At 55.0% G+C, this 25,075-nt stretch carries 24 protein-coding genes and 1 tRNA gene; 7 read left to right on the top strand and 18 right to left on the bottom strand.

From position 1 onward, the window contains the following. Positions 1-27 precede the first annotated feature (27 nt). The gene (locus CPA57_RS04615; protein WP_182081626.1) at positions 28-1,095 is read right to left on the bottom strand and encodes a glycosyltransferase family 32 protein; all 1,068 of its coding nucleotides are present in this window, start codon (positions 1,093-1,095) and stop codon (positions 28-30) included. A gap of 428 nt (positions 1,096-1,523) precedes the next feature. On the opposite strand from CPA57_RS04615, the gene CPA57_RS04610 reads away from it, so the two are divergent. Next, a complete protein-coding gene (locus CPA57_RS04610; protein WP_326831348.1) occupies positions 1,524-2,660 on the top strand; it encodes a S1C family serine protease in 1,137 nt (378 codons plus the stop codon). A gap of 4 nt (positions 2,661-2,664) precedes the next feature. On the opposite strand, the gene CPA57_RS04605 is transcribed toward CPA57_RS04610, so the two are convergent. The 4 genes from CPA57_RS04605 to CPA57_RS04590 form a co-directional block, all read right to left on the bottom strand. Next, positions 2,665-3,477, bottom strand: coding sequence for an SIMPL domain-containing protein (locus tag CPA57_RS04605; protein ID WP_182081624.1), 813 nt, complete (start codon positions 3,475-3,477; stop codon positions 2,665-2,667). Continuing rightward, a complete protein-coding gene (locus CPA57_RS04600; protein WP_182081623.1) occupies positions 3,474-3,821 on the bottom strand; it encodes a hypothetical protein in 348 nt (115 codons plus the stop codon). The genes CPA57_RS04605 and CPA57_RS04600 overlap by 4 nt, the downstream gene beginning before the upstream one ends. A gap of 78 nt (positions 3,822-3,899) precedes the next feature. Continuing rightward, positions 3,900-5,417, bottom strand: a complete 1,518-nt coding sequence (locus tag CPA57_RS04595; RefSeq protein ID WP_182081622.1) for a sensor histidine kinase — start codon at positions 5,415-5,417, stop codon at positions 3,900-3,902. 14 nt (positions 5,418-5,431) lie between these two features. Continuing rightward, positions 5,432-6,118: a response regulator transcription factor gene (locus CPA57_RS04590; protein WP_077397016.1), complete on the bottom strand. Its 687-nt coding sequence runs from the start codon at positions 6,116-6,118 to the stop codon at positions 5,432-5,434. Between the two features lie 173 nt (positions 6,119-6,291). On the opposite strand from CPA57_RS04590, the gene CPA57_RS04585 reads away from it, so the two are divergent. Then, a complete protein-coding gene (locus CPA57_RS04585) occupies positions 6,292-7,341 on the top strand; it encodes an NADP(H)-dependent aldo-keto reductase (RefSeq protein ID WP_182081621.1) in 1,050 nt (349 codons plus the stop codon). Positions 7,342-7,764: 423 nt separating this feature from the next. On the opposite strand, the gene CPA57_RS04580 is transcribed toward CPA57_RS04585, so the two are convergent. The 6 genes from CPA57_RS04580 to ybaK all read right to left on the bottom strand — a co-directional run bounded on the left by CPA57_RS04580 (position 7,765) and on the right by ybaK (position 15,056). Continuing rightward, the gene (locus tag CPA57_RS04580; RefSeq protein WP_182081620.1) at positions 7,765-8,505 is read right to left on the bottom strand and encodes a cytochrome c1; all 741 of its coding nucleotides are present in this window, start codon (positions 8,503-8,505) and stop codon (positions 7,765-7,767) included. Then, positions 8,502-9,698 (bottom strand): cytochrome b, encoded by a 1,197-nt coding sequence (locus CPA57_RS04575; protein WP_182081619.1) that lies wholly within the window; start codon positions 9,696-9,698, stop codon positions 8,502-8,504. Before CPA57_RS04575 ends, CPA57_RS04580 begins: the two co-directional genes overlap by 4 nt. Positions 9,699-9,713: 15 nt before the next feature. Further along, the gene (petA, locus tag CPA57_RS04570) at positions 9,714-10,388 is read right to left on the bottom strand and encodes a ubiquinol-cytochrome c reductase iron-sulfur subunit (protein WP_182081618.1); all 675 of its coding nucleotides are present in this window, start codon (positions 10,386-10,388) and stop codon (positions 9,714-9,716) included. Positions 10,389-10,501: 113 nt separating this feature from the next. Next, complete coding sequence (locus CPA57_RS04565; protein WP_182081617.1) at positions 10,502-13,816, bottom strand: efflux RND transporter permease subunit; 3,315 nt, start codon at positions 13,814-13,816, stop codon at positions 10,502-10,504. 148 nt (positions 13,817-13,964) lie between these two features. Beyond that, a complete protein-coding gene (locus CPA57_RS04560) occupies positions 13,965-14,411 on the bottom strand; it encodes a hypothetical protein (protein WP_182081616.1) in 447 nt (148 codons plus the stop codon). A gap of 162 nt (positions 14,412-14,573) precedes the next feature. Next, positions 14,574-15,056 (bottom strand): Cys-tRNA(Pro) deacylase, encoded by a 483-nt coding sequence (ybaK, locus tag CPA57_RS04555; RefSeq protein WP_182081615.1) that lies wholly within the window; start codon positions 15,054-15,056, stop codon positions 14,574-14,576. A 192-nt stretch (positions 15,057-15,248) separates the two neighbouring features. Here ybaK and CPA57_RS04550 point away from each other — a divergent pair, with 192 nt between their 5' ends. Both CPA57_RS04550 and alkB read left to right on the top strand, forming a co-directional pair. Further along, positions 15,249-15,545, top strand: a complete 297-nt coding sequence (locus CPA57_RS04550) for a putative quinol monooxygenase (protein ID WP_182081614.1) — start codon at positions 15,249-15,251, stop codon at positions 15,543-15,545. An 18-nt stretch (positions 15,546-15,563) separates the two neighbouring features. Further along, positions 15,564-16,202 carry a DNA oxidative demethylase AlkB gene (gene alkB / locus CPA57_RS04545; protein WP_182081613.1) on the top strand — a complete coding sequence of 213 codons (639 nt, stop codon included), beginning with the start codon at positions 15,564-15,566 and terminating at the stop codon, positions 16,200-16,202. An 11-nt stretch (positions 16,203-16,213) separates the two neighbouring features. Here the strand turns inward: alkB and CPA57_RS04540 are convergent, their stop codons facing one another. The 5 genes from CPA57_RS04540 to phoU form a co-directional block, all read right to left on the bottom strand. After that, on the bottom strand, positions 16,214-16,897 hold the full coding sequence (locus tag CPA57_RS04540; RefSeq protein WP_182081612.1) for a hypothetical protein: 684 nt from the start codon (positions 16,895-16,897) through the stop codon (positions 16,214-16,216). Positions 16,898-16,995: 98 nt separating this feature from the next. After that, entirely contained in the window at positions 16,996-18,372 is a 1,377-nt protein-coding gene (locus tag CPA57_RS04535; protein WP_182081611.1) for an L-serine ammonia-lyase, read from the bottom strand. Between the two features lie 212 nt (positions 18,373-18,584). Next, positions 18,585-19,850, bottom strand: coding sequence for an ATP-binding protein (locus tag CPA57_RS04530; RefSeq protein WP_326831347.1), 1,266 nt, complete (start codon positions 19,848-19,850; stop codon positions 18,585-18,587). Between the two features lie 7 nt (positions 19,851-19,857). Next, the gene (locus tag CPA57_RS04525) at positions 19,858-20,577 is read right to left on the bottom strand and encodes a response regulator (protein WP_182081610.1); all 720 of its coding nucleotides are present in this window, start codon (positions 20,575-20,577) and stop codon (positions 19,858-19,860) included. After that, entirely contained in the window at positions 20,574-21,299 is a 726-nt protein-coding gene (gene phoU, locus CPA57_RS04520) for a phosphate signaling complex protein PhoU (RefSeq protein WP_182081837.1), read from the bottom strand. The genes CPA57_RS04525 and phoU overlap by 4 nt, the downstream gene beginning before the upstream one ends. A 146-nt stretch (positions 21,300-21,445) precedes the next feature. On the opposite strand from phoU, the gene CPA57_RS04515 reads away from it, so the two are divergent. Further along, positions 21,446-21,688 (top strand): hypothetical protein, encoded by a 243-nt coding sequence (locus CPA57_RS04515; protein ID WP_182081609.1) that lies wholly within the window; start codon positions 21,446-21,448, stop codon positions 21,686-21,688. Between the two features lie 12 nt (positions 21,689-21,700). Here the strand turns inward: CPA57_RS04515 and CPA57_RS04510 are convergent. Next, positions 21,701-21,776 (bottom strand) — tRNA-Glu (locus CPA57_RS04510). Positions 21,777-22,249: 473 nt separating this feature from the next. Between CPA57_RS04510 and CPA57_RS04505 the strand changes: the two genes are divergently transcribed. Further along, positions 22,250-22,594, top strand: a complete 345-nt coding sequence (locus CPA57_RS04505; protein ID WP_182081608.1) for a hypothetical protein — start codon at positions 22,250-22,252, stop codon at positions 22,592-22,594. A 117-nt stretch (positions 22,595-22,711) separates the two neighbouring features. Here the strand turns inward: CPA57_RS04505 and CPA57_RS04500 are convergent, their stop codons facing one another. Continuing rightward, entirely contained in the window at positions 22,712-24,286 is a 1,575-nt protein-coding gene (locus tag CPA57_RS04500) for a Hint domain-containing protein (protein WP_182081607.1), read from the bottom strand. Positions 24,287-24,673: 387 nt separating this feature from the next. Between CPA57_RS04500 and CPA57_RS04495 the strand changes: the two genes are divergently transcribed. Continuing rightward, positions 24,674-25,039, top strand: a complete 366-nt coding sequence (locus CPA57_RS04495) for a class IIb bacteriocin, lactobin A/cerein 7B family (protein WP_182081606.1) — start codon at positions 24,674-24,676, stop codon at positions 25,037-25,039. The last annotated feature ends 36 nt before the right edge of the window (positions 25,040-25,075 follow it).

The raw sequence follows: 25,075 nt of genomic DNA, 5'->3' as shown, positions 1-25,075 counted from the left end.
ACAGTACGGGTTATCTGCAACCGGTGATTATACTGTATCCCCGACATGAAAGGACTGTATAACGAGCGGCAGGACTTGCCCGTGATACTGGTTCTTACGGACGATATTCTCCACCATGTGGGGGTTAAGCCCTTTGTGTAGTATATCCTCTTTCCTCACATCATATTTATGGAGGTTGTTGAAGACGACCCGTGTAAACATGATAGGGCCAGTGACCTTCAATGTTGCTACGCTACCTGTGCCATGCAGGGCGGGTGTGTAGAAAAAGATATTGGCAATCATCTGGTTGATGACCTTGGCCATGAGAGGATGGCCCGGTGAGCAGATGAGGCACCAAATGGGAAATTCCCCTCCCTTAATATGGGAGAGTTCCGCTTTTTTACCCCATTCAAAATACCGGGGAATATTCCAATCCCACTGAGAAATGATGAACTGGTCATCCTCATGAAGGATTGATGAAATGGGTTTAGTCCCTCCTGATTTCATATCTAGATAAACGCCACCATGTTGGTACACGCAGAGGTATCTAAAGAAATCAGCCTGTGCTGCCCCATAAAGGCGGTTCAGCCGCAGGTAGATATTCAACATCTCCCAACCATAGTGGGTATAGATGAAGTCAATACGATCTTTTTCTGAATAATATCTATAATCCCAACCTTCATTGAGGGTTTTTAAGGATGCAATGTTCTCAAGGTAAATATCCTGAGGTTGAAGGGGGTTATCAGTCTGGTGAATGATGTGGGGGATGCGTGGTGAATAGGGTTTTTCTGGAACGAATCGGAACGGAATATTCGATATTCTTCTAAATTCTTCCCATCCATGTGCTTTGTTAGTTAGGTCGAACGTACCGTTAGGTCGAGCGGACAGAAAATGATTATGCTGTAACAGTAGGAACGTATCATCAGATGGGTTCAGTACGGAGATGCCATGCGCTTTTAGCTGCTCATCCGTAGGAAGATCGTTCAGGTATTCTTGAATGTCGCAAAAATCAATCTGCTTAATTTCACCATCTTTAATTATAAGAACTGTAAAGAAATATGTTAGAAAAATTGGGCAAGGCAGGGTGATGATATTACTTTCATTGTAATGATGCATCGCATTCGTCCTTTAGGAGAATCCAGTGAAAATATTGATTTTGTAATGCCCACACGACAGCTATGAGCCCATTTCAATCGATGGAAGACGCCACAGAACTGCCTTGAAAGTTACGGAACGGTAAACTGCCATGATGAATAGTTTTTTGCAAGTGTGCGGCCCGAGGGTGGGGAAGGTGCTTTCAAAAGAGATGGAGTGTGGTAGGGAGGGAGGACGTAAAAACACATTGCGGCGGGCTTGCCGCAGTGAGGGGGGCGTCGTTCTTCATGCAGCCTGTTATGAGGCACTTGATCTGGTCCGTCCTGCTGCCGGCCGCCGTTGGGAGTATGGCGGCTGCAGGCGTATGCCTATGGTGGGTTCCCGGTGGGGAAAAGGTTCCTGAGCCGATAAAAAATACCAGCCTGTATAAGGCGGTTCATCATCCACCTGTGCCGGTCTCCTCTCCTTTGGTGTTGCCACCTGCTGCAACATCGGTAGGGACGCCTCTTCCAGCGGGACCTGCACATGAGGCTCCGGCTGTACGGGAAGCCCTGAATCTGCCTAGTTTTGCTCCGCTGGTGCATCAGGTTATCCCGGCGGTGGTGAATATCTCCATCTCTCATGCTTCATCCTCTGCCGATGATGAGGATGATGATTCTGATGCGGCATCCCAGTCCACTAGCCATGAGCAGCGACATCCGGCACCTGCCACTCCCAGAAAAAAGCGGCACTCCCGGCATCATGGGGCAGCTAAGGCGCATCGTGTGTTGCATCCCGCAGATGATGAGCTGACGGGTGCTGGTTCTGGCTTCGTGGTGGATGCCTCCGGTATTATTGTGACGAACCGGCACGTTATCGGGCAGGCTACGCGCATCATGGTGTCCCTCTCCGATGGTCGGTCTTTATCAGCTCATAGTCTGGGTGATGACCCTATGACGGATATTGCTGTCATCAAGGTGGACAGCCCAACGCCGCTGCCCTGTGTGTCGTGGGGGGATAGTCGGCAGGTGGAAATCGGGGACTGGATATTGGTAGCCGGTAATCCGTTCGGGTTTGGTTCGTCAGTAACGGCGGGGATCGTGTCGGCTGTCGGGCGTGATTTAGGCAGTGGTGCGCTGGATGATTTTATGCAGCTTGATGCGCCTATCAATCCGGGTAATTCCGGTGGGCCTGCGTTCAATCTTCAAGGGCAGGTCGTAGCGATGAATGCGGCGATTGCATCCCCTAGCGATGGGTCAGTGGGGATTGGTTTTGGTATCCCTTCGGAGATTGTAGCCCCGGTTGTGGAATCCATCCGCAAGACCGGCCATGTGGAACATGGCTGGCTGGGTGTAACGCTCAATGATGCCAGCTTCCCTATGTGGGTAGAGGATGTGGACCCGCACGGGGCGGCTTGGCAGGGTGGCTTGCGGAAAAAAGACGCCATTCTGGCAATTGGGAATGTCCCGGTTCATGATGCCCGCACGGTGCTGCGTAGCGTAGCTGCTGCTCATCCCGGGACCATCTTCAATTTTACCATAAGGCGGGAGGGTAAGGTTATTACCCTCCCGGTTGCGCTGGGTAAGCGGCCTACAGCGGCCTTTTAAGGCTTCAAGGTGAAGCGGGGTCTTGTGCCTGTGCTAAACGAGCCTGCGCACTGACCGTTACACGGACAGTCTGCATCTCTGCTGTGCTTTCAGGCGGTGGTGTTGCGGCACTGCGGGCCTCGGCCATCATGAGCATAGGGCCCATGTGGGGGGGCGGTGCGAGGTCATCCATGCCTTGGCTGCCGATATGTACACGCTCCAGACCAAGCAGGGTCTGCCCGAGAGCTGCTGCATCTTCCTCAGCCTGCTGGCGGAGTTTTTTCAGGGCACCAAGGCGGGCTTGCTGCTCTAACTTTGCACGAACCTCGGGGTTGAGGCTCCATTGCATATCTTCAATGCTGAGCCCCAGTTTCTGGAGTTTTTCAGCCAGAGCAAGCAGGCTATCACGGTTCTGGCTGCTTAGCACTAGGGCCTGACGGGCAACCCAGCTTCGCTTGTCATGGGGGGCATAGTCTTGTCCGACAGCGTAGCTTTCTGCCGTGCTCTTTATATCCGGCTGGTCTTTCAGAATGGACATGGCATTGCTGACAAGCTGGTTGAGATGCTGCTGGGCGATGATGGGGGAGCTGCCTTCTGCTCTGGCAGCAAAATGGATGGAGAGCGTATCGGCTTTGGCCTGTGCCTCGTCGGAGACGGAGAAGGACAGTAGCGTACCATGTGGGCGAGGGTGAGGGGGTGGTTCTGCGGGGGTTGTAACAACTGGCCCACCATCCGGTGTAGCGAGCGCATGGGGGGTAGAGAGGGCGACGCTACCGAGTAGGCATCCGGCAGTTAAGGCTTTCAGACCAGAGCATGACAGGGCACGATGGAGGCTCATGGGTGGGGCCTTTCTTGATTTTTTAGTATAACAAGTGCGCGCCGCAGGCGGCCTATACCTGCCCGTATGTGGTTTTGCTGGCAGAGTTCTTGCCCTTCTTCCTGAAGATGCCGTGCATCATCCATTGCGCCAACGGGGACATCGTGGGGCAGACGCATCTTTGCTGCCAGATGCTCGTTTAGTTGAGCGCAATATGCCTGACTATCGCTGGTAATGACGAGATCCTGCGCTGGGGGGGGGGCTTCTTCATCATGTAGCAGCGACCCCCAGGCGTGTCCCGGTCGGAGCGGCATCTGGACCAGCAAGAGAATGACGGTAAGGAAGAAGACGGTACGCATGAACATAGGACTATCACAGCTTATATGCCCTAAAGATGGGCAGGGCATGAATATTCAGTAACAGATATGGCGGGTTGTGGGGGTTCATGATGTATTTTGCGTCGGCGTGGTGCTTCTGCCAGTCTGCTCGGCCTCTGGTGTCAGGGGGAGGAAGAGGGTGACCTTCAGGCCCGGGTTGGCCTGAGTGAGGATCAGACGGCCATGATGCAGGCTGGTGACAGCTTGTACCAGAGAAAGCCCAAGGCCGGAGCCGGGTGTATTGCGGGCGCTCTCGGCACGGAAGAAACGTTCATGGGCACGGAGTATGTCCGCATCATTCATACCGGGGCCCTGATCTTGCACGCTGATCTCGAGCCCTAGGGGACGCTGTCGCTCGTTGGTATTGCTGGAGGTTGCCGCAGCCATAACAGGATGAGCACTGAGGGTTAGTGTGCTGTCAGGTGGGGAAAATTTGATGGCATTGTCTAGCAGATTGGCCAGTGCTTGTTGGAGCATGCGCTCATCGCCGAACAAGGCAGGTAGTGTCGTGATATTTAGCTTTAGCTTCAATCCGGCATCTTCAGCGGAAGCTTCGTACAGCTCGGCCATATTGGCGAGAAGCTGGTTGAGATCGACGATTGTAAAGGCCGAGCGTCGGGCGCCGGCCTCGATCTGGGCGATGCGGAGGAGGGCCTCAAAAATGCCGGTTATGTGGTCCAGGTCTCCAATGGCTTTATCGACCGCCACACGCAGCTCATCGGGTGATGAGGCGGAGAAGAGGGCTTCTTCCAGCTGGTTGCGGGCTCGCGTTATGGGGGTTCGCAGGTCATGCGCAATGGCGTTGGAGACTTGCCGGACACCCTCCATTAGCCGGTTTATCCTGTCCAGCATGGTGTTGACTGTCTCGGCGACAAGATCTGTTTCGCTGCCTGTCAGAGTGATGCGGTGGTTGAGGTCGCCATTGGCAACGGCGGAAGCTGTGCGGGCGATGGAACCGACCATGCGGCGGAAGAGGTCCCGTACCACCAGCGCACCCCCTACAGCCAGCAGGGAGATCATAACTGCACACCAGATGACCGTACGGGTGATGACGGTGCTGAGGAGGGTACGGCCCCGTATGTCGTGTCCGACAATCAATCTGAACCCATGAGGCAGAGCATAGGCCTTAAACTGGGCTGGTGTGGTGAAGGTGTAGCGACGGATGGTCAGTTCATAGAAATGATTCATCTTCTTGATGGCGACAGGCCAACCCGGCAGATTTCCGGCTAGTCGTCTGCCGTGGCGGTCCATGAGCAGATAGAGGGCATCGTCATCAATGTTCTGTTCCAGCCTGTCGGTGATGGCATCCCCAAGAGCTTCGGCCCCCCCGTGGTTCCAGCGGTGTCGAAGCTCTTGCGCATCGGTCTCTATGAAAGCCCGGACATGGTCATTTAGCAGGCTTGTGCTGCTCCACCAGATGAAAGATAGGAACAGCGTTGCCGAAATGAGGAACAGGACACCATAGCCCAGCGCGAAGTTGATCCCTGCCGAGCGGATAGGCCAACGCCGCTTTCCGGTCCCATTGCGGATAGCAAAGCGGTAGAACCATCGGCGGTGGCGGGGGGGTGTTCTGTCCTTTGCCATAGTGTCCGGTCTTGTCAGTCCTGAGCGGGGCGGAGGATGTAGCCTGCATTGCGGACTGTGTGGATGATGGCCGTCTCGAACGGCTTGTCCACCTTCTGGCGCAAACGGGAGACATGGACGTCGATAACGTTCGTCTGTGGGTCGAAGTGATAGTCCCAGACCTTTTCTAGCAGCATTGTCCGGGTGACGACCTGCCCGGCATGGCGGACGAGGAATTCCAGCAGGCGGAATTCACGGGGCTGGAGGTCGATCTTCTGCCCATTGCGGCGAACCTCGCGGGAGAGAAGGTCTAGCGTTAGGTCCCCCACGGTTAGGGATGTTTCGGGGGCGGACTCATTGTGCCCTCGGCGGCCCAATGCTTCCACACGGGCCAGTAGTTCGGAAAAAGCAAAGGGTTTCGTTACATAATCATCCCCGCCAGCCCGCAGCCCGTCCACTCTGTCATCCACGTCGGAAAGGGCAGAAAGCAGCAGCACAGGGGTGTTGTTTTTCTGGCCTCGTATGGTCTCAAGGATATTCAGCCCATCAATACCGCCGGGGAGCATCCTGTCGAGGATGATGATGTCGTATTTCTCCCCGATGGCGAGATAGAGTCCATCTTTGCCATTATCAGCTTGATCCACATTGTGGCCTGCCTCCTTTAGCCCTTTGAGAACAAAGGAGCGGACAGTCGGATCATCCTCAACCAGTAGAATACGCATTGGCCCTGCCTGTTTTCCTGATATGCTACATTGTGCATTTCTATGAGGGCAGGATAGCGGCAAGCCGGGGCAAAAGGGAAGTATGCCTGTTCCCGGTCGCATCGCCTTACATTACGGGCATGTCAGGATGCCTGATCTCGATATGCTTTGATCACAGATAGGGAGAAACGGCCATGCAGTACAGAACACTGGGGCGGACTGGCCTTAAGGTAAGTGAACTATGCCTTGGGACTATGACATTCGGCCAGCAGAATACGGAAGCTGAGGGCCACGCCCAGCTTGATAAGGCCCTCGAACATGGCGTAAATTTCATCGACACGGCAGAGCTTTATTCCATTCCTCCACGGGCAGAAACGCAGGGCTCGACCGAGCGGATCGTGGGAAGCTGGCTGAAGGCTCGTGGTAACCGGGATAAGGTCATTCTGGCCAGCAAGGTGGTCGGGCGTAGTCAAAATGACTGGTTCCGGCCCGGTGGGGAAAAGCCCCGCCTGACCCCGCAGCAGATACGCTATGCCATTGATGAATCCCTGAAGAGGCTGAATACCGACTATTTGGACCTTTACCAGCTTCACTGGCCGGATCGTGAGATCAACATCTTTGGTGAGGGTGGTACGACCTTCCGCACGCTCTCCGATGCTGATGAAGTGCCGATTGCCGAAACACTGGGGGCTTTAGGTGAGCTGGTAAAGGAAGGAAAGGTCCGTCACGTTGGCTTGTCCAACGAGACCGCTTGGGGTGTGTCCGAGTTCCTGCGTGTCTCACGGGAGGAAAAGCAGCCTCGCATTGCCTCTATTCAGAACGCCTACAATCTGTTGAACCGGACCTATGAGATTGGTCTGGCCGAGATGGGGTTGCGGGAAGATGTCGGCCTGCTGGCTTATTCGCCTCTGGCGCAGGGCTATCTGACCGGCAAATATCTGGATGGTGCCCGCCCACCAGGAGCCCGCACGACTCTCTTCAACCGTGGTCAGCGGTATGAAAAGCCGGGTGTGGATGATGCCATCCGGGCCTATCAGGCTCTGGCGAAGGAATTCGGGCTTGATTTTGCCCAGATGGCCATAGCCTTTGTTACATCCCGCCCCTTCGTGACATCCAACATCATTGGGGCCACAACGATGGAACAGCTTGAGACGGCACTGACCTCTATTCAAGTGGAGATCACGCCAGAGCTGGAAGAGAAGATCAACGCCATCCATCAGCTGAATGCTAATCCAGCTCCCTGAATGTGCTTTCTGATGGCCTATGACCGGAACTGACATACCAGGCTGGTACTAGGTCATTCAGTGAAGCAGGACAGACCATGTTTTCTTCATGAGGGCATGGTCTGTTGTGGAGGGAGACGCTCGTATGGTGGTTTATACGCCTGACAGGTACATGAAGCAGGTCTGCACATCCTGTGGGGCTGTTTATGTGTCACATCAGCCGTCAGATGTGCTTATGCCCAAAGTGATACGGTGTAAAAAATGTGGTCATTCTGGTTTTGAGTATGTTTTTTTCACCCGTCCTTGGTCGTCCGGCGCAGGCTGGGTTAGGCGTTTTTTCGCATTCGGGCTGGGGAGGCGCCTATAGGTTGATATAAGAAAACTATTTCCCTTGAAATTTAAAGAAACCCCGCCTGAGGAGTTCCCGGCGGGGTTTCTTCTGTTTCAGGCAGTCCGTTTTAGAAGCCGCCATAGGGCGAGAAGCACCCCGCCAAGCAGGGTAAGATAGAGCAGCACTGCCGTGCCGATGAACTGGCGGGTACGGCGATGGGAATCATCTGCCCATTGGAGGAAGGCCGTTACATCGCTGGCCATCTGGGGAATGGTGGCCTGTGTCCCATCGGGAAAGGTGATCATTCCTTCATGCAACGGTGGGCGCATCTTGAATTTGTGGTGATGTGTTAAGGCTATGGGATTGTAATAGGTGTTCGGGGCGAGTGTTACGCCGGGTGGGGTAGGGCGGTAGCCTGCCAGCATCTGGCGGATATAATTCGGCCCACCCCGGATGGTCCGGGCAATGTGGGAGAGGTCTGGCGGATAGTCTCCGCCATTATTGGCCTTGCCCACGGCGACGCTGGGATAGGGAGAGGCGATAGGGCTTTCCAGCCCTGCATGACGCTGCTGTGCCCAGTGCTGTAGAGCCGTAACGGAGGGTTGAAGGCCAATCATGTCTCCATAATGGGCTCGTTCCATGCTGTGGCAGGAGCTGCATACCTGCTGGAAGATCATCAACCCTCGTTCTTCTGGGCGCATGGTAGGCAGAGGGTCCGCTGTGGGAGCCGCCGCCTGTGTAGCGGGTGCCTGCACTGGGGCAGGGCTGTTCGCTCTGGCCGTGGTGGAGATGCTGGTTAGGGATAGGGCGGCTAGAAAGACCATGCCCGTTGGGTGGAAGCACGAGCGCATCATGGTGTCTCTCCCTGTGTGGGGGCGTTACCGGCGGCCTGTCGTTCCCTGTAGGCAACCAGAGGGAGCAGTACCAGAAAAGTGAGAAACCACACCAACATGGCCCCTCGGCTGAGCCAGACCCAGAGAGGTGTGGCCCCGTGCATCCCTGCCAGAATGAGGGTGATGAAGGCGATAAAGAAGAACCCCATACCGAGCCGGACGAGCGGACGGTAGGTTGCATTATGGCGGGGGGACCGGTCCAACCACGGTAGGAGGAAGAGGACCAGAAGGCTGGAGGCCGCCGCAATCAGCCCCCCGAGGCGGGAGGGAATAGCCCGCAGCATGGCAAACCACGGGGCTAGATACCATTCTGGTGTTATGTCCGCTGGTGTTTTGAGAGGGTTGGCTGGGATGATGTTATCCAGCTTGCTGAGCAGCCCCGGCAGGAAGAAAATTAGCACGGTAAAAATAGCTAGGAATACGCAGACAGCTAAACAATCCTTCGTCACATAAAACGGGGCAAAGGGGCGGGTCGTGCGATCCGGATGGGGACTGTCCAGCGTAGGATTGCTGGAGCCTGTACCATGTAGGCAGAGTATATGGAGACCGACTATCGCAGCGATGATGAAGCCAAGCGTGAAATGCAGGATGAAGAAGCGGTGCAGAGCCACCCCGCCCAGAGTATCTTCTCCCAGCAGATAGACGAGCAGCCCGTGCCCGATGCCCGGTATGGCCTCCACGGCATGGGTGATGACGGTAGCCCCCCAATAGGACATTTGCCCCCATGGCAGCACATAGCCTGCAAAGGCGGTTGTCATGAATAGAAGCATCAGGAACAAGCCGGAGAGCCAGACTATTTCTCGTGGGGCTTTGTAAGATCCGTACCAGAGGCCCCGTCCGACATGGATATAGAGCGCAGCAAACAACAGGCTGACACCGCCTGTATGGATGCTGCGGATGAGCCAGCCGGAGGGAACCCGCCGTTCTATGGCTTCTACACTGTCAAAGGCCAGAGAGAGATCAGGCTGATAATGTAGGGACAGGAACAGCCCGCTAACGAACATCAGCCCGAAGGCGACCATTAGGCAGGCACCAATCGTCCAAAGCAGATTGACCGGTGGCATGGGGAAGCGGGCCATATGCTGGCAGAAAGGCCGCAGGAAGGGCAGGCGAGAGTCGAGCCAGTGGCCGGTCGGGGGTGTGCTGTCTTTCATGGTGCGGACTGTCCCTTAGAGCTGCTGGATGCTGTTCATGCTATAATGGGGTGAGAGTGGGCTCTCACCCAGTCGGATCGTATGGTCATCCACGAAATGGAGCGGAGGGACCGGCAGGTTGTAGGGGGCAGGCATGTTGCGAAGGACACGGCCCGCTCCATCAAATTGCGACCCGTGGCAGGGGCAAAAGAACCCGCCAGAAGCGGGCAGGCTGGCGATGTTCTGGTAGTCTGGCACGCAGCCCAGATGGGTGCAGATGGTAACATACACGCCATAGTCTGGCCGGAGGGACCGGTGGGTATTTTCGGCCTCACGGGGTTGCTGCCGTATGCGGGATTGCGGGTCCAGTAGCTGGGCAAGGAGGGCGGGGTCCTCCAGCGCACGAATCATTTCCGGCGTGCGGTGTTGGATGGCTACAGGCATCCCCTGCCAGACAACGACCTTATGTGCGCCGGGCTCTAGGTCTTGCACGGAAACATCCATGACGGTCTGTTCGTGCGTGCTGGCAGCAGAGCTTGCTTGTGTGCGGCGGAGACTGTCCAGAAATGGCACAGCCAATGTGCAGGCACCAGCACCACCCAGAGCAAGAGAACCGGCTGTCAGAACCGTACGGCGGGTCGGACGGGGCAGCAGGGAATCTCCATCATCAAGGGATGAATGGGCCGGGTTGGCATCGTGTTTCTGGGTCATGGGCGGGCCTCCTCCTCAGGGCCTCCATTTATAGGAAGAGCAGCAGGGCGGTGCAATCGGCCCCATCATAGCCTGTCTGACCGTTTTCCCCTGTTGAGCTTATAAGAGGCGGCTTATAGAGCAGCCCGCATTCTGCCTATTAGTGTTAGGCTGCGGTGTTTCAGCCCTTCCAGCAGGAGATAGACTGTTGGTGTGGTGTAGAAAGTAAGGAGCTGGCTGACAGCCATCCCGCCCAGAATGGCCACGCCGAGCGGGTGGCGCAATTCGCAGCCATAGCCTTGGCTCATCAGCAGTGGGATGCCGCCGAGGGCTGCGGCCAGTGTTGTCATTAGGATAGGGCGGAAGCGTGTGACGGAGGCATGGCGGATGGTTTCTTCTGCTGTCATGTCCGGGTGATGCTGACGGATGTATAGGGCGAAGTCGATCACCAGAATGGCATTTTTCTTGACCAGCCCTGTCAGCAGGATGACGCCGATGATGGCCACAAGGCTGAATTGCTCTCCAGAAATCCAGAGGCCCAGCACGCCACCGACACCAGCGGATGGCAGTGTGGAAAGAATGGTGAGCGGGTGGAGGAGGCTTTCATAGAGGATGCCGAGAGTGATGTACATAATGGCAACAGCCGCCAGAAAGGCGAGCAGTGCGTTGAGCATCAGGTCGGTTGTCTCGCCGGTTGTCCCTGTGAATTCCCCATGAATTTGGTCTGATGCGTGCAGATTGACCAAGGCCCTGTGTATCAGCGTAATGGCATCGTCATAGCTGGTGCCTTCCGCCAGATCGAAGGAGAGTGTTGTAGCGTAATAGCCGTTATGGTGGGTAATGCTCAGGGGCATAGGTGTTTTGACAATGCTGGCGACATTATCCAGCGGGATCATCGTTTCTCGTGCCGAGGACACGGCGGCACCGTTTGAGCTATTGCCCGATAGTTTGTTGGCGAGTGAGTTGGTGACGGAATCCCGTGCAAGGGATGCTTGCGTGCTGAGTGTCCCCTTGGACCGAACACGGATGAGGTTGGAGGCAATACCTCCTGCTGCCGTTCCAGCAGAGGTAGAAAGCCAGAGATGATGTAACATGTTGGGATATTCACGGAATGGCTCAGCGACCACCATGACGACCCGGTGATTGGTTAGAGGGAGGTGGATGGTGGAGACAATGCTCTGCCCATAGGCGTCAAAGAGAGCATTTTGCACAAGTTGGGGTGTGATGCTGTAGCGAGCCTCGAGGTCGCGATGGATGAGAATATTGGCAAAAAAGCTCAAATCCTCCGCATCGGTGGAGAGGTTGCGGAATTTTCCGCTAGCCCGCAGCTGTGCCACTAGGGGGGGGATGGTGGCATAAAGGGGGCCGTTGCTGTCGCTCTGGAGGACATAACGGTAATTGCCGGTGGTATTACTGTCCCCCCCACCTTGCCGACCATTGTTCAGTGCCCAAAAAAAGGCCTCCGCTCCCGCCTGTTGGGGAATGGCTTTTCGCAGCCGTGCCAGTACAACGGGGATGCTGTCACGCAGGCTTTTATCCTTGAGGGTGACGAAGATGCGGCCTGTATAGCTGGTGCGGTTGAAGGTCACGACTGTCTGGACGGCTGGGTCCTTTTGGATGATGGATTCTACCTGATGCATCCTGCGGGTCAGGGCTTTGAAGGAGAGGCTTGGCTCGCCATTAATACTGCCCTGAAGAATGGCAAGGTCCATGCGGGGAATGGCAGTTTTGGGCATGATGGCGATTATGCCGACCATAAGCAGGAAGCTGCCTGGTAGGGTTAGCCCGATAAGCCGAGGGTGGCGCAGGCTCCAATGCATTGAATGGTCGTAGAGTGAGGTAAGGCGGGCAAGGCCTGCTTCCACAGCCTGGATGGTTCGCCTCCCTCCGTAGAGAGCCCATGCGACAGGGTCTTCCAAAAGAGAATAGCAGGGCCTGTGTGGGGCTCTTGGGGTGCTGCCTGCTGGTTCTATCGTAAGGAAGTGGGCGCAGAGCATGGGTGTCAGGGTGAGGGATAGAACCATGGAGATGGTGATGGTTGCGGCCATCGTCAGGGCGAATTCATGCAGGGCGGAACCAAGCGTGCCGGGAATGCTGAGCAGGGGTATAAAAACGGCGATGAGGGATAGGCTGATGGAGACGATAGTGAAGGCAATCTCCGAGGTGCCGTGAATACTGGCCTGATAGCGGTCCATGCCATTTTCCATATGCCGGGCGATGTTTTCCAGCACGACGATGGCATCATCAATGACAAAGCCAACCGCAATGGTCAGGGCCATGAGAGAGAGGATATCCAGCGAGAAACTGAACCACGCCATAACTGTCAGCGTCCCGGCAAGGGCGATGGGGATTGTAATGGCCGGGATGAGTGTGCTGGCTGGATGGCGGAAGAATAGGGCAATGACCAGCACGACCAGAAAGATGGAAATGACTAGAGTCTGTTTAGCATCTATCAGGGAGGCCCGAATGGTCAGGGACAAGTCCAGCCCTGTACGGAGTTCCGCACTGGCGGGGAGGGCCTGCTGGAGCCGGGGAATACGCTTTACGATGTCATTCACGATTTCCACCGCATTGGCATGTGGCTGTGGAATGACAGCAATAGTAATGGCCGTTTTCCCGTTTAATGTGCTGTTTTGGTAGACATCTTGCACATCATCTCGCACGGTGGAGATGTCTTTTAGGTAGATGGGGTTTTGCCCATTACGATAGGCGACAATGAGGTCCTTATAATGAGCCGCATCAATAGCCTGATCATTGGTCTGTAGCTGGATGCGCTGATTGCCCGAGTTAATAAACCCTTTGGGTGTGAAGGCATTAGCCGAGGCCAGAGCAGAGCGGATATCTTCGGGGTTTAGGCCCCAGCGGTAGAGCGGGTAAGGGTTCAGCTCGACTCGGACAGCGGGGTTGGAGGCACCGAACAGCTCGACCCGTCCCACACCGGCTATCTGGGCGAGAACAGGGCGGACCCTGATGGTGGCAAGGTCATAAAGCTGCGCTCTAGGAAGTTGGTCTGATGTTAGATGGAGCAGATAGATCGGCTTGTCGCCATCCAGCTTGAAGGCCTGTGGATCGGCGGCCAGCGTGCTGGTTGGTAGGTCGCTCCGGGCAGCATGTAAGGCTGCCTGAACGTCCCGTAAGGCACCATTGATATCCCGGGAAGAAGAGAAGTCCAGAAAGATAGAGGTCTGCCCGCTATTGGTGACGGATTCCAGTGTCTGGATGTCCGCAATGGCTGCCAGCCGCCGCTCTAGAGGGGTAGAGACAGAGGTTGCCATTTGTTGCGGGTCCGCCCCCGGCTGATTGGCGATGACCATGATGGAGGTGGCCGTCATATCCGGCATGGTGGATATGGGGAGGAACGGCAGAGCAATCAGCCCGGACAGAAAGATGGCGAGCGCCAACAATGTTGTCGCCACAGGGCGGTCAATGAAGAGGCGGCAGAAGACCATCCCTGGCTATTAACTCTTTCTTACCGTGTTATTGTAGAAGCTCTGCCTCCATAAAGATATTATCCCACCTAGATCAACCTGTTTTTACTGGTTGTTCAAGTAATATCGGTTTCCGAATAAAAGGTTAAAACCGTCTTCGCCATCTAGTTTATGGGGTCATTGGTTGGGGAGGTGAGGGGACGTAGCCATATCCCTGAACATAGGTGACTGTTTGGGAAACATACCCCTGACCGGGCTGATAATGGGTATAGCCGGGCACGGGGTAAGGATAGCCGGGCATAGGCGGCGGGGCTGCTGGCGGCTGGACGACGATGACATTTGTACTGGGCGGCGGCGGGGTGTAGCTGGGTGCCATATAAGGCATGTTGTAGCCGCCACCATAGCCGCCGTAACTACCGCCGAACCCGTTAAATACGCGGTCGATCGTATTGTAACCAACACCAGACCCAACACCAAAACCCAGCCCTCTGGCAAAGCTGTGGCCGAAACTGTGGTGATGATGTGCTTCTGCTTGGGTGGCTGTTAGCCCGCAGGTTAGCGTGGCTAGGGCGAGGCCTGTGGCCACTTGCTTCAGTATTCTGGGGACATGGATCATCTTGGTTTTCCTTGTTCCAGTTCTGTCAGGCTGTTGCCCGACTGGCCCCTTCCATATGGGGGCATCGCAAAGGCAGAATACAGGAGGTGGCTCTGCAAATGTTAGTGAAATCAGTGTTACGAAACGGTCATCTTCGCTGGGGCTAGGTCGTTCTTTATCCGGTTACTCGGCAATATTGGCAAAGAGGCCCTGCGTTACTGCCTGTACGTCCTGTGGTGTCAGACAGGCTAGAAAACCCCGGGCCCCGGCATTAATCCATATGGTCTTGTGCTTCTGGGCGCTGCGGTCGATGACTGTAGGGAGAGTTTGGCGAGAGCCAAAAGGTGTTGTCCCGCCAGAGACGAACCCTGTGCGGTCATGGGCTTCATCTGGCTGCATCATTTTGGCATTCCGGCCGCCAAGAGCGATGGCGAGTGCTTTGAAATTGACCCGTTTATCTACGGGAATAACCGCAAAGGCAGGCTGTTTACGGTCGATTTTCACGGCGAGTGTCTTGAAAACGGCTGAAGGCTTTGCCCCGATGGCACTGGCCGCCTGTTCGCCGATATGGCCTTTCTGTGGAGCGTAATCATACTGGCAGGTTTTGTAAGAAATGCCCGTACTGTCGAGAAAACGGGTGGCGGCGGTATTCTGCTGGTCAGTCATGGGGAATCCCTGTTGCCTCATAGGGGGTAAAAAAGCTCGCCCAACATCAGACCTTGCTCGTTTCTCTCTGGCAAGGGGGGCGGTGCCTTGCTGTTATTGCATGGCAGAGCAGTTGCGTTGAACGCGGTTGTGGGTCCATCCTGTTGGGGAGGCGGATAAGCCGTCATCGTTTGTCATGCAGGGAGGAGTCCCATGTCCAAACCACTGGTTGTTTTGGCCGAGTTTGAGGCTCAGAAGGACACGCTGGAGGCGTTCCTTGAGGTCTGCCGATATGATGCCGTTCATTCGAAGGCTGATGAGCCGGGCTGTCTGGAATTTACCATACAGTGCAGTGAGGATGAGCCGGGACTTGTCGTTCTGCATGAGGTCTATGCGGGCCGTGCCGCTTTTCAGGCGCATGAGGCCGCACCACATTTCGCTGTATTTTCCAAGGCGTTGAAGGACCTGAAGATCACTACGAGGCAGATACGCTTTTTCCAGCGGCAGTAAAGGCGGTAATCGTTCTTGATGGATGATCTGTTTCCGGAGACCAGAGAGCGGCTTAGCCTGTCCTCGGGTGCGGTATTGCTAGGTGGTTTTGCGCGAGCAGAAGCGCAGGCGTTGCTTCATGCTGTCGAGATTATTACGCAGCAGGCCCCTTTTCGTCATTACAGAGTGGCCGGTGGTGGCCGGATGGCTGCTGCCATGACAGCATGTGGTGATTATGGTTGGGTGAGTGACGGGCAAGGGTATCGCTATGTGCGGACTGACCCGCTGACAGGCAGGCCATGGCCCGCTTTGCCGTCCCTATTTCTGGCACTGGCTGGCCGGGCGGCGCGGGCGGCTGGTTATGAGGGGTTCGTTCCACAATGCGGGCTGATTAACCGTTATGCACCCGGTGCTGGGATGGGGCTTCATCAGGATCGTGATGAACGTATTATGGAGGCCCCGGTCGTGTCGGTCTCGCTGGGGCTTTCAGCTTTTTTCCAGTGGGGCGGGGCACAGCGGCAGGATACCTGCCGCAAGGTGCTGTTACATCATGGTGATGTCGTGGTGTGGGGTGGCCCAAGCCGGAGTCATTTTCATGGTGTCCTACCCGTTCGCTCCGCCCAGACCGGAACAGGATTGGAGTGCCGCTATAATCTCACCTTCCGAGTGGTGGACTGACCCCCGCCTCGTTATTTTGAGGCGGATACATCATCCAGATTGATTAGGCTGATGGCAGGCTGGAAGCGGTTGGGAGAATGGGCGGCTTTGTCCAAATTGTTTTCTGCCGCTGTTACGGGTGGGACATGGGTAAAGCTCAGCTTCAACGTGACGGCCTTGTTGTGGAGGAAAACGGTACCAACTGTTTCATCCTGTGCTCGGCTGATTCCACGTGCAGGCTGTGTTCCACGCCACGGGGCGATCAGACGGGAAGACCACGCATCTTCACTAGAGACAGCATCAGGTTGATCAGTCTGCTCGTCCGAGAAGTAGGGCGTTAGCTGGCTGTCCGCAAAGCAGGCATGGTTCATATAGGCCGCTACAGCTTCCCGGTAGGGGTGCGCCTTATGGTGACGGGGCATGTAAAACCCGTTCCATTTGGAGGCGTATGTGCAGGACTTAGCCCGCCAGAGATCGTCCGGCCCCTTCTCCATAGCGCATTGCACATGGACATGCAGCGAATCATCACTGCCGGTGGAGGCATAGGTGAGGGGGGTGCTGGCCAGTTTCTGGCAAGGCAGGGTGGGGATGAGAAGGGCCGGTGCGGCGGGGCGGGCACTGGTCGGGAGGGGATCCCCCGGCTCCGCCCGGGCGGTGGAGACGGCAGCCAGCATAGAGGCAGCGAGCAGAAAAACAGGCAAAGGATGGCGTGTCATGGGGTGAACGTACCGCAGCACAGGGGGAAAAAGGATTCACAATATCGTATGGGCTGCGGCAGTTTCAGGCAAGCGATCTTGATGGCTGGAGTAAGCCATCAGCAAGCCGGTACGTTGACGGCCAATCCCCCTAGTGCCGTTTCTTTATAACGATGATTCATGTCTCGGCCTGTTTCGGCCATTGTCTTGATGACGTGATCCAGCGAGACATAATGCGCCCCGCTATCATCGCTCATCGCCAGCGAAGAGGCATTGATGGCTTTAACAGCCCCAAAGGCATTCCGCTCGATGCAAGGGATCTGCACAAGGCCAGCCACCGGGTCGCAGGTCATGCCTAGGTGGTGCTCCATGGCGATCTCTGCGGCATGTTCGCATTGTTCTGGTGTGCCGCCCAGTGCGGCTGTCAGCCCTGCTGCGGCCATGGAGGACGCCACACCAACCTCTCCCTGGCATCCCACTTCTGCCCCAGAGATGGAGGCATTGAGTTTGAAGAGCCCCCCGATGGCGGCGGCGGTTAGCAGGAAGGTCCGTAGGCCGTCTTTTGAATATTCGGGGCAGAAGTCTCGATAATAACGCATGACAGCTGGAATGACGCCCGCTGCTCCGTTTGTAGGGGCGGTTACGACTCGCCCACCGGCTGCATTTTCCTCATTCACGGCAATGGCGAAGAGGCTGATCCAGTTCATCACACCATGAGGGGAAGGGGCCGTATTGGTTTTAGCCTGAAGGCGTGCATAGAGTTTTGCGGCTCGTCTCTGCACTTTTAGCGGGCCGGGGAGTGTATCCGTATTGCGTAACCCGGCTTCGATGCAGGACAGCATCGTCTCGGTGATGCGGTCCATGCCCCGCTCAACATCCCAGAGAGGGCGGGTAGCGGTTTCGTTGGCCATCATGATGCTGGCAATGCTGGTATTTTGCTGTCTGGTATGGGCCAGCAATGCGGCACCACTGCGGAAGGGGAAGGGTACTTCGGGCAGGGAGTAGGACATTGTCCGTGCCTGGTCTTCCGGTGTGATAAACCCCCCGCCAACGGAACAGAAACGCTGGCGTGTAATGAGGGTTCCATCCCGGGCGAAGGCTTCGAACTGCATGGTGTTGGGATGAATGGGGGGAATGGTGCCTGTGTCCAGACAGATGTCGTTTTGATAGTCGAAGGAGAAACTCGTCCCGTTGAGGTTCAGCAGATGGGTGCTTTCAATATGATGAACCAGTTTTTTAGCAGTTTCCGGGTCGACATGCTCAGGTGTTTCTCCCGCTAGCCCGAGGAGGACGGCTTTTATGGTGCCATGGCCTTCGGCTGTTAGGGCTAGTGACCCGTAGAGAGTAACAACAATGCGTGCGGGGTCTTTCTCCAGCGGGCCATCGGGTAGGTCTGCCAGTACATCGGCAAAACGCTGAGCAGCCCGCATGGGGCCAACAGTATGGGAGGAGGAAGGGCCAATCCCTATCTTGAACAGATCAAACAGGCTGAGCATGGAAAATATAAGGCCCTTGTTGAATGAATCTCTTCCTCTTTTATGGGCTAAAACTGACCCTGTTATAAGCCTTAAAAAATAAATTATTCTGATTATGAAACAAAGTGAAAGCCCTGTTATGCAGGATGCTGCCCGGTCTGTCCTTTGTACGGAAAAGCTACGATTTACGACTGGCAGCGCCCCCCATGTGCTGCTGAATTTTCGTGCCGTTTTTAACGGTGGCCCTGTGGAGCGGGGGCTGTTGGGAGCCAGACAAGGCAGGCTGTGCCTTGTCCCGGTGTGCTGGTAAAGCGTATCTGCCCACCATGTCTTTCTAAAATCTGGCGGACTATGGCTAGTCCTAGCCCTGTGCCCTGCTCGCCCCCGGTGCTACCCTCTGGCTGGTCCGTGATGCGGTAGAAGCGTTCTGTTAGTCGGGGGATGTGATGGGCGGCAATGCCGGGGCCATTATCCTCAACCATAATCAGGACTCCAGGCGTAGCGGGAGATGGCCCTTCGGCAGGGGTGGCCTGTCTGGCATGAAGGCGGACATGCAGGGGATGGTCTGGCTTTGTGCCGTATCGGATGGCATTTTCGATGAGATTTAGGAGAAGTTGCACCATTTCATCCCTGTCTGCCAGCAGGGCGAGGTTTTCTTCATGATCGACAGTCAGTGTGCGGTTGGAGTCGTGGAATCGTGGTGTGACTTCACCAAGAACAAGGGCGAACAGGTCATCTACATCCAGTCTTTCATGAGGGCGATGGTGCCCCTTTAGTTCCAGCTGGGAGAGATAGAGCAGCCGATCGATCAGACGCTGCATCCGTGTGGCTTGCTGGTTCATGATGTCCAGATACAGGGTACGGGAGGATGGGTCTGTCGTGTCGCCTTCCTCCCGCATTAGGTCGATGAAGCCACTTAGGGAGGCTAAAGGCGTGCGAAGTTCGTGGCTGGCATGGGCCACGAAATCGGCCCGCATACGGTCTACGGCTTGCATGATGCTACGATCATGCAACAGGACAAGAACAAGACTATCCCGTTCTGATGCTCCTCCTACCCGGCGCATGGCAAGATGGACGGAACATTTTACGGGGACATCTAGACGGACGGTGGTCGAGCAGGCCGCAGGGAGAGCCATATCGGTCGCTGAAGGCGCATGGAGGGCCGTTTTCAGCGTGTCCCGTGCATTAGGGTGACGAAGCAGTGCCCCGAGACTCTTCCCATAATGGGTCCGGGCATCCTCGTTGCAGGCGAGAATCTGGCCCATGGAGCCGAGGATGAGAGCCATGCCGGGGATGGCCTCTACCAGCAATGGGGCCGCATCGGCGAGCATGGTGCTGCTATTCGGAGTGGGTTTGCGGTCCGGGCTGCGGTGATGGGGCTCATGCTCCGAGAGATGGACACGGCGGGACAGATGCCAGACCATTCCCCAGCCTGCCAGGGCCAGACAGGTACAGACCACCGCAATGAGGTCCGGTAGAAGAAGGGAGGATGCAGCCACGAGAGATTTAGCTGGCGGTTCGGTTGATTACGCTGTCATCCAAGGCATAGCCGGCCGCTCGCACTGTTCGTATGAGGTCTTTCTCGTCCCCTTCATTCAGAGCTTTGCGGAGACGGCGGATATGCACATCCACGGTGCGGAGCTCCACATGGACATTAGGCCCCCATAGCCGTTTTAGCAGGTCTTCTCGGGAGAAGACCTTGCGGGGGTTGCGGATGAAAAGTTCTAGCAGGCGGTATTCGGTTGGTCCTAGAGCGATAGCACGCCCGGACCGGGTAACCTGATGGTTTTCTGGCTCCAGAGTGAGGGGGCCGAAGGTTATGATGTCTTGCACGGGGCGTGTACGGCGCAGCAGTGCACGCAGGCGGGCATCTAGTTTATCGGCACTGCATGGTTTGGTCAGATAGTCGTCAGCACCATTATCCAGCCCAGCTATGACATCCTGCTCGTCCGTTCGGGCGGTGAGGAAAAGGACGGGAAGGTCCTTCAGGCCCGGTTTTTGCCGGATGATGCGGCATAGTTCTAGCCCGGAGAGACCGGGCATCATCCAGTCTAGCAGGGCAAGGTCGGGCCGCGTCTCTTCAAGAAAGGATAAGGCCTGTTCGCCATCCACGGCAGTACTGACCTGATAGCCACGTTGACGCAGGCTATGTTCCAGTAGGACCCGCAGGGCGGGTTCATCTTCTACAACGAGAATAGAGCCTTTGTGAGATATTGGGGCTGTCATGAGCGAGGCGGTTCCTGTCTGGGAGGGCTGTGTTGGCTGTCATGGCCATGCGGGCGGGATGGGGGCAGCATGGACCCCGTGACCATGAAGACCACACGCTCGGCTATATTGGTTGTGTGATCGCCGATCCGTTCCAGATTTCTAATGATGAAGAGCAGGGCAATATGGAGGCGGATGGTATGAGGGTGACGGGTCATCTGCTCCAGTGAATCAGCCGTCATGGCCTCGCAATATTGGTCCACTAGCTGGTCGGCAGCCCAAATGGCATGGGCGGCGTCGGCATCCTTATGTTCTAGGGCATCCATGATGCGGCGGAGATGTTCCAGTACCAGTCGGCCCATTTCACTTAGGGCAAGGCGAGCGGGCCGGGGGATGGGCTGTTCCATTTGGCTGAGACGGCGGGCAATGGAGCTGGCATAGTCGCCCATGCGCTCCAATGCGCCAGCCATGGGAATACAGGCAACGATCTCCCGCAGGTCTGCAGCCATGGGGCCACGCAGGGCCAGAAGGCGAATGGCCAGTGTCTCCACTTTGTGTTCTAGCGCATCTACGTCACTATCTTGCTGTGCGGCCAGAAGGGCAGCCTGTCCATCATTTTCGGTAATGGCTGCCAGCACGAGAGAAAGTTGGTGTTCCACCAACCCGCCCATCTGTTCCATCAGGGATCGTAAATGGAGTAGCTCATCTTCATAACGCTGCACAATATGCTGCTTCTGGTGCATCACGTTTCTGTCCCCTTTCAGGCGGCTCACTCTACTGCAATTTATCAGGAGCGGAAACAGCACCACATAATAGTGCTAGAGGAAGCAGAAAAGGGGTGTTTTGGCTGCTTTTGCGGGGGTGTTTCTTCGTATTTTACGGAGATGTCATGAATATTTCATGTTTCTGCATGGTGAGCGGCTATAGGCAGGGGGGCGGCATTTATGCGCCGGGTCTGCATATCATGCGGCCTGTTCGCCCGAATGGGGCAGCTATTATCATCGCCGCTGGCGGATGCCAGACAAGCTCTACATATGCTGCGTTTTGGTCTGGGACGCAAAGGTGGGCCAACAGAACAGTGGCCTATTCTGGCAGAGCGTTGGATGAAACAGCGGGGATTTATCTGCTCTGAAACATCAGATGCTGGCGTCCCGTACGGGATTCGAACCCGTGTTGCCGCCGTGAAAGGGCGGTGTCCTAGGCCTCTAGACGAACGGGACTAAAGGCGTGGGCGTCTTCTAGAGGACTTTTGGTGGGATGGTCAAGCTATGTGTGCAGAGAAAAAAGATGGATCAGGTAATGTTTTAAGGGAGTTAGCTCCCCCTGGGGAACTGTCTGACGGTAGTCATGATGTTAGTTGTGTATGTGGAATGTTTAATGAAGGTCATCATGTTATTGGTGGCATTAATCGCATGATAGAGGATGACCATATTATGGAACTTGGCATCGATTTGTTGGTATATTCATGCATGAAAAAGAAAATATGTAGAATTTCCTATTTGTGATTAAATTATTAACATAAATACGAAATAACACAATGTATTGTAATGGTATATCTAATATTATTACAAAGTTAATGCAAAATAATATATCATTTTATTGTTGACTGTAGTCAAACTATGTGAGTTTATCGCTCTCGGAAGGTGTGTGAAGACTTCCGATCTCTTAATAGAAAATTGTGTGGAGACTTGAGATGAGAGCTCTTAATAGCCGTGAGCTGGACAGTGTTTCCGGTGGTGCAGGTCTGCTAGGCAACCTGCTTGGTGGTCTGTTTGGTGGTTTTGGTAACAATGCTCAGAGCGCACTGGCTCCGGCTGCTAACACCAACACGATCCCGTCCGCCAACTATGCACCGGCTGGTTATCCGGCTGCTGCCAATACCCCTAGCGTCAACCTTGGTGGCTTCGGTGGCCTGGGGCAGCTGCTTGGGCCTGTTCAGGCTTTCACTAACTTCCTGCAGCACCCGCTTACCAGCATCATTTCCCTGATTGGTGAAGGCATCCAGCAGGCTGTGAACTTCGTTACACGTCTGATCTAAGCCGTACCATCCCTAAAATAGGGTGTGTATGTGGGGTTTCTGTCCGACCAAGGGCGGGCTCTCTGTGATGGGGGATGGTCTGTATGGCCATCCCCTTACGTCGTTCTGGCTGTTGCGTCAGGACAGGATATACGGGCCAGCACTAAGTATTTCGATTTTCAGAAGGCAGCCCTCCTGTTTCTCGACATCGGGAAGTGGCAGGCGGGCTTTGCCATTGGTCCAGCGGCAGTGTGCAGTCTCCATGACATCCCAGCCGGTGCCTTCCGGGGCTGTTAGATGGGATGTCAGAGGTAGGTCCGTCCCATCGGGTTGGACCAACATTACCTCGCCAACGAGAACTCCTAGCATCCGTCTATCATCCACGAAGGGGCCGATAGCCCTGTCCAGACGTGCTGTCCGGGATTTGATGATGAGGAAAGGCGGATCATCTTTCAGCCGGAATAGGTAATGTCCATTAGTGCGTTGATAGAGAGATAGTTCTGTTCCTCGTGGGTCCAGTAAGGTCAAGGCTGGGTCATTTGTCAGGGTATGAGGAGCCGCATCTTCCGGGAAGCCCAGTTTGGTAGCTCGGGCTGCCAGTGCGGCATGGAGAGGTTCTACGAAATCTCGTTCTACCTTCAGGGGGGCGGCGGCATCATGCTGCCAGCTCTTTATGCGGGAATGAAGGGCTGCTCGGGAGGTAATAGACAATGTCTCTTCGGGCGTGGTGAAGCTGGGGCGGTTCCCGGTATCTAAATAGGTTTCAGAGAGGGCACCATTGGCACTGATGATACGATGCTCATATGTTTCGATATGGTAAATATCGTAACGGTCCCGCTTTTCCCGCAGGATTGTCCGACCATTGACGAGCATACGGGCAGGAACGAAGGCACCTTTTAGAAGTAGGCAATGTTCTTCTGTAACGTAGAGATCGCAGAAGGGGCAGTTCTCTGCGAATGCATGGCGTCGTATGCGTATTGGCCAATCATCAGATGAAGTGGGAACGACGGTTTTTTGCCCGGTCCAGCGAAGATATTCGACAGATTTCTGTCCGTTCTGGAAAACATGAATGGCATCACCGGGGCGTAGCTTTTCAATGGCTTGTGGGCCCTGAGGCGTATCAATTAGGGTCCCAGCGAGATAACAGACAACAGTTGAGCCATTCTGTTGTGTGGATTGTCCAGTTGCTGGAGCGTTGAGTGGGTACCATTGCCCGTCCTGCGGTATTTGGTAGGGATTGCCGGGAATGAAGATGTCCGTATGGGCTGTGTTGTAGAGGCTGTAATTTTCATTCAGTTGGATGATGGTTTGGTTTGTTGGGACATCGTAACGTTGTCGAGTTATTGTCTGTGTTAAAGCCTGTGTGGTGGAAAAGATAAACTGGAGCTTAAAACTGGGCGGGGGTGGGCTGACGAGTTGCAGCTCCAGAGACAGGTTGGTCTGGAGTGTTGTGCTGTCTAACCCTGCATAATCAATGACGAGCTGACCGCCCGTTCCAGGGTCTATGATGAGGGAGTGTGGGGCGGCTATGACAGAAGAACTAACAAGCCCCGACCATGATGCTGGGGCAATAACCAGCGTCCCCCCCTGAAATGTGAAAAGACGACCTTCAGACAATGAAGGAAGGTTATCAGGCATGAAAAGCGCAGCTTTGATAAGAGCTTCATGGGTCTGTGGAATATAATTAACGGCTTGGCCAGATGGGACGATCATGAACTACTATCTTCGGCTCTATTTTTAGATTTTTTCCTGATACGAAGAGAGGGTAGGTCATTTTTACTTATTGAAGATTAATTCATTCCTTTTGATTTTTTAGAATAGATTTTATTTATTTACTTTTTATATCCAGATGCTCCGAAATGTCTTTCGGGGATGAAGGGAAGAGAAAAACTCAACGAAATAGGGGAGTTAACGCAATGACTTTGAGAGTCTATCAAAGTAAATATAATAATTAATTGTTATTTTTAAATTGATATATAGTTAACAATTATAATGTAATAAAAATAATATTGACTCCAATAGAGAATATGTTGCTCCATATTCTTGGAGAATCGGTGTTAATTCTCCAACTTCCTATGATGAAAGTTTTGGAGACTCGTCATGAGAACTCTTAATGAACATGAGTTGAATGAAGTATCTGGTGGGTGCCTGCTGTTGGGGGCTGCCATAACGCTGGGCGGTGTTCTGTTGAACGGGTTGTTGAGTTCCGAGCGGAAGCTGATTGGTCAGGCTTCATCCGGAACGTCCTTGACGGGCAACGGCGATTCGTCAATGAGCCAGAGTCTTGCTGGCGCACAGGCTGACATGGCAGAGCACGGAACACCTCTTCCGCGTCGTGTCAGACCGGGTCTTGATAGCTTCCTGCAGAATGGCGCAAGCTTTTTGGAAGCGCTAACGCACGACGCTGCTGGACATATCAGCGCAGGTATTCGGGACTTTGCCGACCTTCTAGGTCGTCTTGTCTAACGTCCTGTCAGACAGGTGATAGGAAATGGTGAGGGG

The sequence above is a fragment of the Bombella favorum genome (assembly GCF_014048475.1).
GTDB classification, from domain to species: Bacteria; Pseudomonadota; Alphaproteobacteria; order Acetobacterales; family Acetobacteraceae; genus Bombella; species Bombella favorum.
The sequence above is the reverse complement of the archived record's forward strand: the minus strand, read 5'-3'. Positions and strand labels throughout refer to the sequence as shown.